The 15,466-nt window shown below is 70.8% G+C and carries 11 protein-coding genes; 4 read left to right on the top strand and 7 right to left on the bottom strand.

From position 1 onward, the window contains the following. Window positions 1-8: 8 nt before the first annotated feature. The gene (locus OK345_RS12485; RefSeq protein ID WP_265128362.1) at window positions 9-1,859 is read right to left on the bottom strand and encodes an XVIPCD domain-containing protein; all 1,851 of its coding nucleotides are present in this window, start codon (window positions 1,857-1,859) and stop codon (window positions 9-11) included. A 109-nt stretch (window positions 1,860-1,968) separates the two neighbouring features. After that, the gene (locus OK345_RS12480) at window positions 1,969-2,859 is read right to left on the bottom strand and encodes a hypothetical protein (protein ID WP_265128308.1); all 891 of its coding nucleotides are present in this window, start codon (window positions 2,857-2,859) and stop codon (window positions 1,969-1,971) included. A 175-nt stretch (window positions 2,860-3,034) separates the two neighbouring features. Between OK345_RS12480 and panE the strand changes: the two genes are divergently transcribed. Further along, on the top strand, window positions 3,035-3,979 hold the full coding sequence (panE, locus tag OK345_RS12475; RefSeq protein WP_265128307.1) for a 2-dehydropantoate 2-reductase: 945 nt from the start codon (window positions 3,035-3,037) through the stop codon (window positions 3,977-3,979). A 110-nt stretch (window positions 3,980-4,089) separates the two neighbouring features. Then, window positions 4,090-4,308: a TonB-dependent receptor gene (locus OK345_RS12470; RefSeq protein ID WP_265128306.1), complete on the top strand. Its 219-nt coding sequence runs from the start codon at window positions 4,090-4,092 to the stop codon at window positions 4,306-4,308. Between the two features lie 839 nt (window positions 4,309-5,147). On the opposite strand, the gene OK345_RS12465 is transcribed toward OK345_RS12470, so the two are convergent. The 3 genes from OK345_RS12465 to OK345_RS12455 all read right to left on the bottom strand — a co-directional run bounded on the left by OK345_RS12465 (window position 5,148) and on the right by OK345_RS12455 (window position 10,181). Continuing rightward, window positions 5,148-8,207: an efflux RND transporter permease subunit gene (locus tag OK345_RS12465; protein WP_265128305.1), complete on the bottom strand. Its 3,060-nt coding sequence runs from the start codon at window positions 8,205-8,207 to the stop codon at window positions 5,148-5,150. Continuing rightward, on the bottom strand, window positions 8,204-9,301 hold the full coding sequence (locus tag OK345_RS12460) for an efflux RND transporter periplasmic adaptor subunit (RefSeq protein WP_265128304.1): 1,098 nt from the start codon (window positions 9,299-9,301) through the stop codon (window positions 8,204-8,206). Before OK345_RS12460 ends, OK345_RS12465 begins: the two co-directional genes overlap by 4 nt. A 79-nt stretch (window positions 9,302-9,380) precedes the next feature. Next, the gene (locus OK345_RS12455; protein ID WP_265128303.1) at window positions 9,381-10,181 is read right to left on the bottom strand and encodes a TatD family hydrolase; all 801 of its coding nucleotides are present in this window, start codon (window positions 10,179-10,181) and stop codon (window positions 9,381-9,383) included. 104 nt (window positions 10,182-10,285) lie between these two features. Here OK345_RS12455 and hrpB point away from each other — a divergent pair, with 104 nt between their 5' ends. Both hrpB and OK345_RS12445 read left to right on the top strand, forming a co-directional pair. Beyond that, entirely contained in the window at window positions 10,286-12,790 is a 2,505-nt protein-coding gene (gene hrpB / locus OK345_RS12450; protein ID WP_265128302.1) for an ATP-dependent helicase HrpB, read from the top strand. Window positions 12,791-13,477: 687 nt separating this feature from the next. Next, window positions 13,478-13,855: a mitochondrial import receptor subunit TOM20 gene (locus OK345_RS12445; protein ID WP_265128301.1), complete on the top strand. Its 378-nt coding sequence runs from the start codon at window positions 13,478-13,480 to the stop codon at window positions 13,853-13,855. 19 nt (window positions 13,856-13,874) lie between these two features. Here OK345_RS12445 and OK345_RS12440 read toward each other — a convergent pair whose 3' ends face one another. Both OK345_RS12440 and OK345_RS12435 read right to left on the bottom strand, forming a co-directional pair. After that, window positions 13,875-14,414, bottom strand: a complete 540-nt coding sequence (locus tag OK345_RS12440) for a pseudouridine synthase (RefSeq protein WP_265128300.1) — start codon at window positions 14,412-14,414, stop codon at window positions 13,875-13,877. A gap of 75 nt (window positions 14,415-14,489) precedes the next feature. Continuing rightward, window positions 14,490-15,353, bottom strand: a complete 864-nt coding sequence (locus OK345_RS12435) for a class I SAM-dependent methyltransferase (RefSeq protein WP_265128299.1) — start codon at window positions 15,351-15,353, stop codon at window positions 14,490-14,492. Window positions 15,354-15,466: the final 113 nt, after the last annotated feature.

The following is a 15,466-nucleotide window of genomic DNA, read 5'->3' as shown; positions in this document are numbered from 1 at the left end:
GTGGCCGTTCAGGCCATCTGCATGCTGCGACGCTGCTGGTCCTGCTGCTGGGTCTGGATCGTCTCGTTGTCCATCTGCTGCATCCGGCTGCTGCTCTGCACCAGCGTCTGCTCGGCCAGCCGCTCGTTGTCGGCGTGGACGCGCCGGTGCGCCGGGTCGTCCAGCGCTCCCTGCACCGCGAACAGGCTGTTGCCGTCGCGGCTGGGAACGATGTGGTCGATCCGCTCCAGGCCGTTGGCACGGGCCTGGAACGCGAGCGCGCCGGCGGCGTTGTCCAGTTCGCGGGCATTGCCGTACGGCGCCGGCGACAGCTGCTGCAGGCGCTCGCGCGACTGCTGGAACAGCGGATGCTGCGGGTGCGTCGGATCGGAGATCAGCGGCACCTTTTCCGCCGCGCGCAGCGCTTCGAACGTCTTCGGCCCGGCGACGCCGTCGACCTGGAGGCCGTGGTCGCGCTGGAACTCCTTCAGCGCGGCGGCGGTGCGCGCGCCGAACGCGCCGTCGGCCACCAGCGGCCGGCCCTCGGCATCGCCATAGCCCATGCGCGCCAGCGACGCCTGCAGCTGCTTCACCTCTTCGCCGCGCATGTTCTCGCGCAGCACGGTATTCGTCGCACGCGCTTCCTGCGCGCCGGACTGGACCGGAGCATCGTTGCCGCGCACGACCGCCTTGTCCTGCAGCAGCTCGCGCGCGTTGTGCAGCGGGTCGGTGGCGAACAGCTTGACCCCGCGCGACTGCTTGTTGCTCAGGTAGGTGTCCAGCGAGCTCAGTTCCACGCCCTCGCCGCCGCGCGACTGGCTGACCTTCAGCTGCCCGTCGGTGGGGTCGCGCACCACCATCACGATGTGGTCGATACCCTTGTAGCGGCCGGCGTCCCAGCTCTTGGGGCCGTTGTCCTCGCCGATGATCATGCCTTCCCTGAGCGCATCGGCAGTCACCGCCTTGCCTTCCAGCAGCACTCCGGAACGCTGCTGGGCCTTGTCGACGATCATCGCCGCGCCGTCGTAGCCCGGGCTGAACCGCTCCGACTTCGAGAAGACATCGCGACCGGCCTTGGTGTTGATCTCCTCCATGGTCGCGTTCTGCAGCGCCACCACCCAGCCGGAGCAGTCGACCTTGCCGCTGTCCGGGTTCTTGGCGCCCAGCCCGTACTTGACGTGGTCGTACTGCAGCGTCAGCGCATGGGCCTTCTCCAGCGCGATGCCGGCGGCGGCCTGCTCCGCCGGTTGCTGCGCGGACGGCTGCTGGGCGGTCGGCTGCTGCGTGCGTGCACCGGTTTCGGCGGTCAGCGGCTCGATCCCCTTCTCCGGGATGCTGATGCGGTCGAACTTGGTGTCCCAGTACCGGGTGAAGGTCTGCGCCAGGTCGCGGTCGGACATGTTGCGGAACGTGGCGTATTCCACGCCGGTGACCGCTTCCAGGTCGCGGCTGCTGACGTTGTTGAGGATGTTGGAGCGGGTGTCGCTGCGGGCGAACTCGCCGGTCTGGATCGCAGTCTGGATCGAGCGATAGCCGGCCGCGCCCTGCTGGTGCGCCATGTACATGTCGAAGCCGTCGGGCTGGTCCTTGCCCGACAGGTACGGCACGCCATCGTTGGCCTGCCGGTTCATCAGGATCCGGCGGTTGTCCAGGTACAGCTGCGCCGCCGCATCGGTGTTGGCGATCGGATCCAGCTCGCGGCCTTCGATGCCGTAGGCCCGGGCGGTACCGGGTACGAACTGGAACAGGCCCTTGGCGCCGTTGGGGCCACGGTTGACGGTCTCGTCGAAGCCGCCGCCGGTCTCGATGTAGGCGAAGCGCAGGAAGTCATCGCGTGGAATGCCACGCTCGTTCGCTTCGCGTTCGATGATGTCCAGGATCTCGGACCTGGGGTAGTCACGTGCCATCGCGTTCTCCATTGCGATCGGGCGGCGGCTTCACAGCCGCCGCGGAAGACCCACCCAGGCCAGTTCCGTTGGCCCGCTACCGTCAGGTTGGTCGATAGGTTTTGGTCTGCGGATCGTACCGGTATTGCTGGGATTTTTCACCCGATCCTTCCGGAAATGTAACCGACAGCACAGGGAAGGCGCCGGCGGGCTGCTCGACGAACTCGAGTTTTCCGGTGACATCGGTGCAGGCGATCCGGGGATTCACTTCCGGACCGCAGCTGGCATCGTTCTCGCTACCGACTTCGAGCGTGCCCAGGTAGCGCCAACGCTTGTCGTCGATGCCCAGCGGCAGCTTGGCGTGGAAGTGGAGTATTTCGATGGTGCGCATCGTCGTGCCGGACACGAAGTAGGTGGTCGGCACGGCCAGCAGCGCATCGCCGTCGGGCGCGCGCCACAGCTGGTGCTGACGCGAGGTGTCGACCTCGTTGCCGCGTTCGTTGCCGCCGAACTCGCCGATGTAGGGCTCGCTGCCCTCCCATTTCCAGGGCTTCTCCGGGTCGCCGGTCGCCACGAAGCTCGCGTGCGACAGCACCACCTTGGTTCCCGGATCGGGATAGTTTTCCTCCTCGTCGGCACCATAGCGCGCCGGTGTGCTCCAGGCGAAGCCGGTGTAGTGCTGCTTGCCGAGCGACTCGTACTGGAGGCCGTACCAGTAGTTGATGTAGCTGCCGTTGGCCGTTTCGTAGGACAGTGCACCATTGCCGTCCACGTCGCTGATCAGGTACAGCACGCTGTCCGGGCGCGGGGGGGGAATCTTGCTCAGGTCGTTGTTCGAATCGTTTGCTTTCACGACATCCGTATCCGCAGTTGAAGAAGGGGCCGCCGGCGCAGACGCGTCGCCGGCCACGGTATCAGGGTCGCCTGATCGGGCATCGCAGGCGACCAGCAGAACCAGTGCGGCAGCAAGCGGAAGCGAACGAAGCAATCTCATCATTGACGTCCCTGACTGAAAGGCCGGCCGAGTCTAGCTCACTCATGCCGCGGCTGACGTGACTGGCGCCACAACCGGATCAAGCCATCGGGGGCACCGGCGGCCATGCCATGGCAAGGCCGGTACGTTGCGGCGCGCTATGCTTGTGCGGGTTTCCAGCACGATCGGCAATTCCATGCGCATTCTCGTCCTCGGCGCCGGCGGTACCGGCGGTTATTTCGGTGGACGCCTGGCCCAGGCCGGCGTCGATGTCACCTTCCTGGTCCGCGAGGGCCGCGCCGCGCAGCTGCAGCGCGACGGGCTGGTCATCCGCAGTCCGCTGGGCGATGCCACGCTGCCGGTGGCGCACGTCACCGCGGCGGCACTGCCCGCGCTGGCGGCAGCGCAACCGTTCGACCTGGTGATCCTCAGCTGCAAGGCCTACGACCTGGAGAGTTCGATCGAGGCGATCGCACCGGCAGTGGGCGACTCGACCAGTGTGCTGCCGATCCTCAACGGCCTGCGCCACTACCCAGCGCTGGATGCGCGTTTCGGACGCGGGAAGGTACTGGGCGGGCTGTGCTTCATCAGCGCCACCAAGGCCGACGACGGCGCGATCCTGCACCTGGACCGCCCGGCGCGGCTGACCTTCGGCGAGCGCGACGGCGATCCCTCCAGCGCGCGCGTGCGGGCGCTGGCCGCGGCCTGCGCGCAGGCCGGCATCGACCACGTGGCGTCGCCGCAGATCGCCCAGGAGCAGTGGATCAAATACACCTTCCTGGCCGCGCTGGCCGCCATCACCTGCCTGATGCGCGCCGACGTGGGCACCATCGTCGCCAGCGACGACGGCGAGGCGCTGATCCGCGCGCTCCACGACGAGTGCCTGGCGGTGGCTGCGGTGGCCGGCGAAGCGATCCCGGAGCCGGCGCGACAGACCGCGCTCAAGGCCCTGACCCAACCCGGTTCGGCACTGAAGGCATCGATGCTGCGCGACCTGGAAGCCGGGCAACCGGTGGAAGCCGCGCACATCGTCGGCGACATGCTGGCGCGGGCGAAGGCCGCCGGCCAGCCGGCGCCGCTGCTGCAGGCGGCGTACTGCCACCTGCAGGCCTACGAAGCCGGGCGCGCACGCCAGCGCTGACCGGCGACCTGCGCAGCGGCCACGCCGCACCGCAGCAAGCGCGGGCGCCATTCATTTCCACACCCGGCAGCGGCCCGCCCCGCGCAACGGCCGACGGCGCGGCCTTCAATGTGCTGGATACGGCCGAGACCCGCGACATCCTGCGCGTGGGCAGCTACTGGCTGCTCAACGGCGGCCTGAGCTACACCTTCGACAGCAGCGCGGTCATCCGCCTGGCGGTGACCAACCTGCTGGACAAGGACCCGCCGTTCCCGGGATTCGGCGCCGGCATCGGCAACTACGACATCCTCGGCCGGCGCTACAACCTCGCGTTCGAATGGAAGTACTGAGCCACCACCAGCGGAATCCGGAAAGGCGGGCCGAGACCCGCCTTTCCATTGTGCGCCGTGCCGCCCAGACCCCGCCGCCGCTGTAGGAGCGACGCAAGTCGCGAAACCGACGGTGCGCGGCGTCACGGTCACGTCGATTCGAGACGATGCCGAACTGCGGCCATGCATTGGCCGGGCGTCGATACCGCCGCGGCCGGTTGCAGCCCGGGTCTCGCGACTTACGTCGCTCCTACAGGAGCAGGTCCGTTCATGGGGTGGCGCGTGCCATGCGGCGTGGGTCTTCCCGGAAACGGAGAAGACGGGCTTCGGCCCCTCCTTTCCAATGCGGCGCCGTGTCGTCCAAGCCCCACCGCCGTTGTAGGAGCGACGCAAGTCGCGAAGCCGACAGTGCGCGGCGTCGCGGTCGCGTCGATTCGAGGCGATGCCGAACTGCGGCCACGCATTGGCCGGGCGTCGATACCGCCGCGGCCGGTTGCAGCCCGGGTCTCGCGACTTACGTCGCTCCTACAGGAGCAGGTCCGTTCATGGGTGGCGCGTGCCATGCGGCGTGGGTCTTCCCGGAAACGGAGAAGACGGGCTTCGGCCCCTCCTTTCCAAGGCTCCAATGCGGCGCCGTGTCGTCCAGGCCCCACCGCCGTCGTAGGAGCGACGCAAGTCGCGAAGCCGACAGTGCGCGGCGTCGCGGTCGCGTCGATTCGAGGCGACGCCGGACAGCGGCCGTACGTTGTCCGGGAGTCGGCATCGCCTCGACCAGCTGTAGCCCGGGTTTCGCGACTTGCGTCGCTCCTACAAGAGCAGGTTTGTTCATAGGCCGGCCCTGCGCCAAGCGGCGCGGGGGCTCAGGCCGTCGCCGGCTTGCGGTGGAAGCGGCGCGCCACCCAGTTGCCGAGGTCGTCGAGCACGGTGAACGCGGCCGGGATCACGATCAGGCTCAGCAGCGTGGAGGTGATCAGGCCGCCGATCACGGCGATGGCCATCGGCGCGCGGAAGCTGGAGTCGCCCGACCAGCCCAGGGCGATGGGCATCATGCCCGCGCCCATCGCCAGGGTGGTCATGATCACCGGCTGCGCGCGCTTGCGGCAGGCATCGACCAGCGCGTCGTGCTGGCTCAGCCCGTGCTCGTCCTCGGCCATCACCGCGTAGTCCACCAGCAGGATCGAGTTCTTGCTGGCGATGCCGATCAGCATCAGCAGGCCGATCAGCGCCGGCAACGACAACAGGTTCTGGGTCAACAGCAGCGCGCCGAACGCGCCGCCGGCGCACAACGGCACCGCGGTGAGGATGGTCAGCGGCATCAGCGGGTGGTTGAACAGCAGCAACAGCACCATGTAGATGCAGATCAGGCCGGCGGCCATCGCCAGCAGGAAGCCGACGAACAGTTCGACGAACACCTCGGCGTCGCCGGCGTTGAGGAAGCTGACGCCGTCGGGCAGCTGCTGCACGCCGGGCAACGCCTGTACCTCCTGCATCACCTCGCCCAGCGGGCGGCCGTTGAGCTCGGCGGTGAAGGTGATGTTGCGCTGGCGCTGGTAGCGCGAGATCTGCGAGGGGCCGCTGCCCTCGGCGATTTCGGCCACCGCCGCCAGCGGCACCGGCCCGTTCTTGCCGGGCACGCGCAGTTGGCCGATCAGCGCCGGGTTGGCCAGCGCGCTCTCGGCGAAGCCGACGCGGATCGGCAGCTGCCGCTCGGGCAGGTTGAGCTTGGCCAGGCGCTGGGTGTAGTCGCCGGCAGTGGCGATGCGCGCGGCCTCGGCGATGTCGGCGGTGGCCACGCCCAGGTCGGCGGCGCGCGCCGGGTCCGGGGTGATGACGATCTCCGGGCGCAGCAGCGAGGCCGAGGAGGTGACGCTGCCCAGTCCCTGCACGGTGCGCAGGTCGCGCTCCAGCCGGGTCGCCGCGTCCTGCAGGCGCTGCGCGTCGTCGCCGGCCAGCACCAGTTGCATCAGTTCGCCCGGCTCGGAGCTGATGTAGCTCACGCGCACGCCGGGCAGGTCGGCCAGCCGCGCCCGCGCTTCGCGCTCCAGCGCCTTCTGGTCGCGGTCGCGATCCTCCGGCTTGCCCCAGTCCAGCACCAGGGTGGCCTTGCGCGGTTCGCCAACGCCGGACTTGGAGGGATCGCCCAGGTCGAGCACGCTGCCGACGGTGGTGTAGACCTGCTTCAGCTCGGGGATGTCCGCGAGCAGTGCGCGGGCGCGCTCGGCCACCGCGGTGGTCTCCTGCAACCGCGTGCCCGGCGCCAGTTCCAGGCTCAGGTTGCTGCGGCCCAGGTCGGAGAACGGGATGAAGGTGGTCGGGATCAGCAGCACCAGCGCCAGCGAGGCGACGAACAGGCCGGTGGCGATCCACAGCGTGCGCGCGCGATGCCGCAGCGCCGCGTCCACCCAGCCCAGGTACCAGGTCATCAGCCGGCTCTCGCGGTGTTCCTCCGGATCCGGCTTGAGCAGGTAGGCGGCCATCATCGGCGTCAGCAGCCGCGCCACCAGCAGCGAGAACAGCACCGCGGTGGCGGCGGTCCAGCCGAACTCGCGGAAGAACTTGCCGGCGATGCCGGGCATGAACGCCACCGGCACGAACACCGCGGCCAGCGTCATCGAGGTGGCGATCACCGCGGTGCCGATCTCGGCGGCGGCCTCGCGCGCGGCGTCGATCGGGGTCTTGCCCATGCGCAGGTGGCGCACGATGTTCTCGATCTCGACGATGGCGTCGTCGACCAGGATGCCGACCACCACCGACAGCGCCAGCAGCGTGATCAGGTTGAGGGTGAAGCCGAACCAGTACATCACCGCGAAGGTGGGGATGATCGACAGCGGCAGCGCCACCGCCGACACCCAGGTCGCGCGCCAGTCGCGCAGGAACAGCCACACCACCACCAGTGCCAGCAGCGCGCCTTCCCACAGCATGGTCATCGACGAGCCGTAGGAGCGTTCGGTCTCGTCGATCACCGTGGTGACCAGCTGGAAGCGCACCCCGGGATGGGCCGCGGCCAGCGTCGCCAGCGCCTTCTCCACGCCTTCGGCCACTTCCAGTTCGCTGGAGCCGCGGGTGCGCGACATCGAGAACGCCACCACCGGCTCGCCGTCGAGCAGCGCCACCTCGGTCGGGTCGGCAGCGCCGTCGCTGATCCTGGCCACCGCCGACAGCCGCACCGCGCGACCGTCCGGCAGGCTGATCGAGTAGTCGCGCAGGGCCTGCGCGTCGGCGATGGTGCCGACCGTGCGGATCACCTGCTGGCTGCCGTCCAGCTCGGCCTTGCCGCCGGCGCGCTCGACCTGGATGCGCGCCAGCTGCTGCGAGACGTCGCCGGCGGTGACGCCGTAGGCCTGCAGCGCATTGGGGTCCAGGTCGACGCGGATCTGCCGCTCGATGCCGCCGACGCGGGTGACCACCGCCACCCCGGGCACGCCGTACATCGCCCGCGCCACCTCGCGGTCGACGAACCAGCTCAGTTCGTCCGGCCGCATCTTCGGCGCCACCACCGCGTAGGTCATCAGCGAACCGCCGATGTCCACCTTCGACACCACCGGCTCCTGGATGTCCTGCGGCAGGTCGGTGCGGATGCGGGTGACCGCGTCGCGGGTGTCGTCCAGCGCGGTGGCCAGGTCGGTTTCCAGCAGGAACTCGATGCTGGTGGTGCTCACGCCTTCGGTCACCGAGGACATCACCCGCTTGATGCCGGGAATGGTGGCCACCGAGTCCTCGACCCGGCGCGTGACCTCGGCCTCCAGCTGGCTCGGCGACGCGCCGGGCTGGGTGATGGTGACCGTGGTCATCGGGAAGGCGATGTCCGGGAAGCGCGCCACCGGCAGCTTGTGGAACGCCCACAGCCCGGCCACGCACAGCACGAAGAACACCATCAGCGCCGGCAGCGGCCGGCGGATCGCCCAGGCGGAGAAGTTCATCGGGCGCCGTCCTGGGCCGCGTCGGCGGCGACCACGCGCACGCTGTCGCCGTCGCCGAGGAAGCCCGCGCCGCGCTCGACCACCTGGTCGCCGGCGGCCAGTCCCTCGCGGATCTCGACCATGCCGTCCGCCTGCGCCCCGGTCGCTACCCGCTGGCGGTGCGCCACCTGCTTGTCGTCGACGGTGAACACGTAGGGATGGCCGTCGCGCTGCACCACCGAGGCCGCCGGCACCATCAGCGCTTGCGCCTGGTCGGCGAGGATGCGGCCTTCGAGGTAGGTGCCCGGCTTGAGCGGACCGGGCTGCGGCAGGTCGGCGTAGATCGTGCCGGTGCGGGTCTGGCTGTCCACGCCCGGGCTGACCGCGCGGATGCGGCCTTCGACCGTGCCCCCGGCGACGGGCAGCTGCACCACCGCGCCTTCCGCCACCTGCGCCAGCTCGGCCTCGGGCAGCTCGGCGCGCCACTCCAGGCGGCCGTCGCGGATCAGCCGCAGCAGTTCGCTGCCGGCGGCCACCACCTGCCCCGGCTGTACCAGCCGTTTGGAAATGACGCCATCGGCCGGTGCCCGCAGCTCGGCGAAATCGCGCCGCAGCTGTGCCGCATCGCGCTGTGCGCGGGCGGTGCTCAGGCGCGCCTCGGCCTGGGTGCGCGCGGCGCGCAGCTCGTCCACCTGCGCGGCGCTGACCAGCTGCTCGCGCGCCAGCGTGGCCGCACGGTCATGGTTGACCGTCGCCAGCGCCAGCGATGCCTCGGCCTCGCGCGTGGCCGCCTGCGCCTGCGCCAGTTCGCTGTCCAGGGTGCGGTGGTCCAGCGTCAGCAGCACCTGCCCCTTGCGCACCTGCTGGCCGACATCGACGTTCAGCGCGGTCACCCGCGCGCCGCTGATTTCCACCCCCAGCTGCATTTCCTCGTAGGCCGAGACCGGGCCGGAGACCAGCACGCTGCGCTGCAACGACCTGGCCTGCGCCGGCACCAGGGTTACCGCCAGGGTGGAGGCACCGGCCTGTTCGGCGGCATCGTCGGACGTGCCGCAGGCGGCGACGGCAAGGAGCAGGCAGGCGGATGCGGCGAACCGCAGTGAACGGACGGGCATGCGGGGGTTCCGGAAGAGCCGCGCCGGAAGCGGCGCGGACGCCATTCTGTCAGGAACCGTCGCGCGTCGCGCGGGGGGATCAGTGCGTTGCCGCGGGCAGCCGGAAGAAGCCGCGGGCGGCGGCGGTGGTCTGCGCCGCGACGGCGGCGGCGGTCTCGCCGCGGTCGCGCGCCAGCTCCTCGACGATGTGGGCGAGGTAGGCCGGTTCGTTGCGGCGGTCCTTGGGCATCGGCTTGAGCGTGCGCGGCAGCAGGTACGGCGCGTCGGTCTCGATCATCAGCCGCTCGGCCGGGATGTGCTTCACCAGCTCGCGCAGGTGCGCGCCGCGGCGCTCGTCGCACAGCCAACCGGTGATGCCGATGTACCAGTCGCGGTCCAGGTAGTCGAACAGCTCGTCGCGCTCGCCGGTGAAGCAATGCACCACCGCCGGGCCGAGCCGGCCGTCGAAGTTGCGCATCATCGCCATGAAGTCGGCATGCGCGTCGCGCTGGTGCAGGAACAGCGGCTTGCGGTTCTCGCTGCCCAGCTGCAGCTGCCGCTCGAACGCCCGGCGCTGCGCCGGGCGCGGCGAGAAGTCGCGGAAGTAGTCCAGCCCGCACTCGCCCACCGCCACCACCTCGGCGTGGGCGTGCAGCGCGCGCATCTCGGCATCGCATTCGTCGGTGTAGTCGACCGCGTGGTGCGGATGCACGCCGGCGGTGGCGAACAGGAAGCCCGGATGCCGCTGCGCCAGCTCCAGTGCCAGCGGCGAATGCTCGCGGCTGGCGCCGGTCACCACCATCTGCACCACCCCGGCAGCGCGCGCGCGCTGCAGCACGGCGTCGCGGTCGCGATCGAAGGAGTCGTGGGTGAGGTTGGCGCCGATATCGATCAGTTGCATCGCAGGGGCTGGCATCGCGGGAATCGCACATTGTAGTGGCTGGTGCGGAACCGGGCCCGCTGTCGCTGCCGGCCACGCGGCCGCAGGCCTTATCCTTGGCGCGCATGGCCTCCCCCGATTTTCCGATTTCCCCGCTGCTGCCGCAGATCCTCGACCATCTCGCCGCGCATCCGCGGCTGGTGCTCGAAGCCCCGCCCGGCGCCGGCAAGACCACCCACGTGCCGCTGGCGCTGCTGGATGCGCCATGGCTGGAAGGCAGCAGGATCGTGATGCTGGAACCGCGCCGGGTGGCCGCACGCAGCGCCGCGCAGTTCATGGCGCGCCAGCTCGGCGAGCCGGTCGGCGAGACCGTCGGCTACCGCATCCGCTTCGAGAACAAAGTCTCCGCGCGTACCCGCGTCGAGGTCGTCACCGAAGGCATCCTGACCCGGATGCTGCAGGACGACCCGCTGCTGGAAGGCGTGGGCGCGCTGCTGTTCGACGAGTTCCACGAGCGCCACCTGGCCGCCGATCTCGGCCTGGCGCTGGCGCTGGACGTGCAGTCGCAGCTGCGCGAAGACCTGCGCATCGTGGTGATGTCGGCCACGCTGGACGGCGAGAAGCTGGCCCGCTTCCTCCAGGCGCCGCGGTTGAGCAGCGCCGGCCGCGGCTTTCCGGTGGAGATCGCGCATTTCCCGGCCCGCCGCGACGAGGCGCTGGAAGCGCAGGCACGGCGGGCGGTCGAGCAGGCGCTGGTCCAGCATCCCGGCGACGTGCTGGTGTTCCTGCCCGGCCAGCGCGAGATCGCCCGGGTGCAGGCGGCGCTGGCGCAGTCGCTGGACCCGGCGGTGGCGGTGCTGCCGCTGCACGGCGAACTGCCGGTGGAACAGCAGTCGCAGGTGCTGCAACCCGCCGCCGACGGCCAGCGGCGCGTGGTGCTGGCCACCAACGTCGCCGAGTCCTCGGTGACGCTGCCGGGCGTGCGCGTGGTGATCGACGCCGGGCTGGCGCGCGAGCCGCGCTACGACCCCAACAGCGGCTTCTCGCGGCTGGACGTGGTGCCGGTCTCGCAGGCCTCGGCCGACCAGCGCGCCGGCCGCGCCGGCCGCGTCGCCGAGGGTTGGGCCTGGCGGCTGTGGCCGCAGTCGCAACGGCTGGAAGCGCAGCGCCGGCCGGAGATCGCGCAGGTCGAACTGGCGGCGCTGGCATTGGAGCTGGCCGCCTGGGGCAGCGACGAACTGCGCTTCGTCGACCCGCCGCCGCCCGGTGCGCTGGCCGCCGCACGCGAGCTGCTGCAGCGGCTGGGCGCGCTCGGCGACGGCGGCACGATCACCGCCGACGGCCGGCGCATGCTGGCGCTGGGCACCCACCCGCGACTGGCGGCGATGCTGCTGGCGGCCCGGGGACCCCGCGCGCAGGCGCTGGCCGCGGACCTGGCGGCGCTGGTCGAGGCGCGCGATCCGCTGCGCCAGGGCGGCGACGCGCTGGCGGCACGCTGGCGGGCGCTGGCCGCGTTCCGTGGCGGGCGCGTGCCGCACGATGCCAGCCGCGGCGCGCTGGCCGCCATCGATGCGGCGGCGAAGCAATGGCGGCGGCGCCTGCGCTGCGAAGCCGCGCCGCCGGCCGAGATCGAGGCGCACGAACTCGGCGACCTGCTGGCGCACGCCTTTCCCGACCGCATCGCCGCCCGCCATCCCGGCGACCCGCAGCGCTACCTGCTGGCCAACGGCCGCAGCGCGCGCCTGTTCGACAACAGCGACCTGCGCGGCGAACCGTGGCTGGTGGCCAGCGAGCTGCGCTTCGAGGCCAAGGATGCACTGCTGCTGCGCGCCGCCCCGGTGGACGAGGCACGCCTGCGCGCCGACTTCCCGCAACGTTTCGCGCAGCGGGACGTGGTGCGCTGGGATGCGGAGAAGCGCGCCCTGGTGGCGCGGCGCGAATCCAGCTTCGACCGCATCGTGCTGGACAGCCGCCCCGCCGGCCGCGTCGATCCGGCGCACGCCGCCGCGGCACTGACCGAGGCGGTGCGCGAACTCGGGCTGGACGCGCTGCCATGGACCGACAGCCTGCGGCAGTGGCGCTGGCGGGCGATGTCGCTGCGCCACTGGATGCCGGAGCTGGGACTGCCCGACCTGTCCGATGCCGCGCTGCTGGCCACGCTGGACGACTGGCTGCGCCCGGCCTTCGCCGGCAAGACCCGGCTCGACGCGCTGGGCGAGGAGGAACTGGGCGAAGCGCTGAAGTCGCCGCTGCCGTGGGCGCAGCGGCAGCTGCTGGAGCGCCACGCCCCGGTGCGCATCGGCGTGCCCTCGGGCATGGAGCGGCGCATCGACTACGCGCTGGACGACGACGGCCTCACCCCGCGCCCGCCGGTGCTGGCGGTGAAGCTGCAGGAACTGTTCGGCCTGGCCGACACCCCGCGCATCGCCGACGGCCGCGTGCCGCTGCTGCTGCACCTGCTCTCCCCCGGCGGCAAGCCGCTGCAGGTCACCGCCGACCTGAGGAACTTCTGGGGAAGCACCTATGCCGAGGTGAAGAAGGAGATGAAGGGGAGGTATCCGAAGCATCCGTGGCCGGACGACCCCTGGACGGCCACCGCCACGCACAGGGCCAAACCACGCGGGACGTGATGCGTTCCTGGCCCGTGGCGACGGTGATCGAGGGCTGGCCTGCAAAGTCATGCGTGGCGCGGCCGGATGATCCGTGGAGTGCTACCGCGACCCATCGTGCAAAACCGCGCGGGACGTGAGGCATACCTTCCCGTGGCGACGGTGATCGAGGGCTGGACTGCAAAGTCATGCGTGGCGCGGCCGGATGATCCGCGGAGTGCTCCCGCAACCCATCGTGCAAAACCGCGCGGGACGTGATGCGTCCCCGACCCGTGGCGACGGTGATCGAGGGCTGGCCTGCAAAGTCATGCGTGGCGCGGCCGGATGATCCATGGAGTGCTCCTGCAACCCATCGTGCAGAACCGCGCGGGACGTGAGGCATGCCTTCCCGTGGCAACGGTCGTGTCTTGCAGCTGTCCGCGCGGCGCGGCCCACCGGGAAAGGTCGCGACTGACGTCGCTCCTACAACGCACCCAACCCTTGTAGGAGCGACGTCAGTCGCGACCCGGCACCCGGCCGGAGCCAATCCCGGCACCGGCCCGCGGCGGAGCCGACGGACGCTTGCGACCGATCGGCAGCCCCTGCCTTCCTGATCCGCGCGCCGGTGGCTACGATGGGGCGCGGCGGTGTTCATTCATGGATCTAACGCGCCATATACGGCGGCCAGAGGACACTGCATTCCCTCACCCAGGCCAGGACCCCACCCCCATGAGCAAGCTGACCGTGATCACCGACCGAGCGCTGGAACGCGCCCTCGAACTTGCCGGCAACGCCGGCGACAGCCTCCGCCACGCCGGCAGCAACCTGCGCCACCTGGGCCCGCAGGCCAGCGACTGGATCAAGACCGGCGCGGCCATCGGCGCGGTCAAGACCGGCGGCAAGGCCGCCACCCGGTTCGCGCGCCGCAACCCGGCGGTGACCATCGCCGCGGCCGCGGTCGGCGTGGGCCTGATCGGCTACGCCATCTACCGCAAGCGCCAGCGCGACCGCAACGCACCGCTGAACGGCAGCGCGCAACGGATTTCGCCCAATCGCTCCACCGCCACCACCGTGGACGAGACCAGCGACATCGGCAGCGACGCCTGAGCCGCGCCCCACGCGGCGGCTACGCCAGCCGCCGCCACTGCCCCGGCTGCAGTTCCTGCAGTGCGTGCGGCCCCATCGATACCCGCACCAACCGCAGCGTCGGCAGGCCCACCGCCGCGGTCATGCGCCGTACCTGGCGGTTGCGGCCCTCGCCCAGGGTGATCGCCAGCCATGCGTCGGGCACGGTCTTGCGGAAGCGCACCGGCGGATCGCGCGGCCACAGTGCCGGCGGTGTTTCCAGGCGCTGCACACGGGCCGGCAGCGTCGGCCCGTCGCTGAGCATCACCCCCTCGCGCAGCGCGCGCAGCTGCTCCTCGTCCGGCGTGCCTTCCACCTGCACCCAGTAGGTCTTGGGCTGCTTGTGGCGCGGATCGGTCAGCCGGTGCGCCAGCCCGCCATCGTCGGTGAGCAGCAGCAATCCCTCGCTGTCGTAGTCCAGCCGCCCGGCGGCATACACGCCGGACGGCAGGCCGAAACCGGCCAGCGTCGCCCGCGGCGGCTGGCTGCGGTCGGTGAACTGGCACAGCACGTTGAACGGCTTGTTGAAGGCGATCAGCATCGAAGGGACTGCGGGCAAAACGGATGCAGGCGCGGTGGGCCGCCAGCGCGGCCCGGACGTGCGCCACGATTCACTTCATTCCTGGCGCGGCTTCACGAAGCGCAGGGTCATGCGGTCGCTTTCGCCGATGGCCGCATATTTTTCCGCATCTTCCGCCGGATGGTTGTTGGACGGCGGCAGCATCCACACGCCATTGGGGTGATCCTTGGTATCGCGCGGGTTGGCGTTGACCTCGCTGCTGCCGGCCAGCTCGAAGCCGGCGGCCTCGGCCATCGCGATCACCTGCTGCTGGCCGACATAGCCGCTCCTGTCGTCGGCCGGCACGTCGCCGGCGGCGCGGTGTTCGACCACGCCCAGCACGCCGCCCGGCTTGAGCACCTCGAAGAAGCCGCGGAACATGCCCTCGGCCTGGCCGGCACTGCGCCAGTTGTGCACGTTGCGGAAGGTCAGCACCACGTCGGCCGAGCCGGCCTGGCCGAACACCGGCGCGGCCGGGTCGTAGGCCACCACGGTGGCGCGGTCGAAACGGGCCGGATCATCGGCGAACTTCTTTTCCAGCCCGTCGCGGCTGCGCTGCTGGTAGTCGCGGCCGCGGCCTTCGGCCACCGCCAGCGGGTCGACCACGGCGGCGACGTAGCGGCCGCTTTCGCGCAGGTACGGCGCCAGGATTTCCGCGTACCAACCGCCGCCGGGGGTGATCTCCACCACCGTCTGGGTCGGCTGCACGCCGAAGAACGCCAGCGTCTGCGCCGGATTGCGGTAGCGGTCGCGCGCGACATTGGCCGGGTCGCGCCAGCTGCCGTCCACCGCGGCCTGCAGTTCCGGCGCGACGGCGATGGCTTCCTGCTGCGCCGGGGCCGCCGTCGAAGCCGGGGCGGCAAAAGCCCCCGGGGAAAGCACGAGCAGGCAGGCACAGGCCAGTGAGGTGCGGATACGCATGGCGGATCTCCGTGATCGTTGGTGGCGCGAGCCTAGCACGCAGCATCGCGCGACCGATCCGTTCAATTTCCGTTAGCGCCGCGGCAATGCGCGGAACGCTGTTTTCGCGGCGG

Origin of the sequence: Xanthomonas chitinilytica (assembly GCF_026107455.2) — a bacterium.
GTDB classification, from domain to species: domain Bacteria; phylum Pseudomonadota; class Gammaproteobacteria; order Xanthomonadales; family Xanthomonadaceae; genus Stenotrophomonas; species Stenotrophomonas chitinilytica.
The sequence above is the reverse complement of the archived record's forward strand: the minus strand, read 5'-3'. Positions and strand labels throughout refer to the sequence as shown.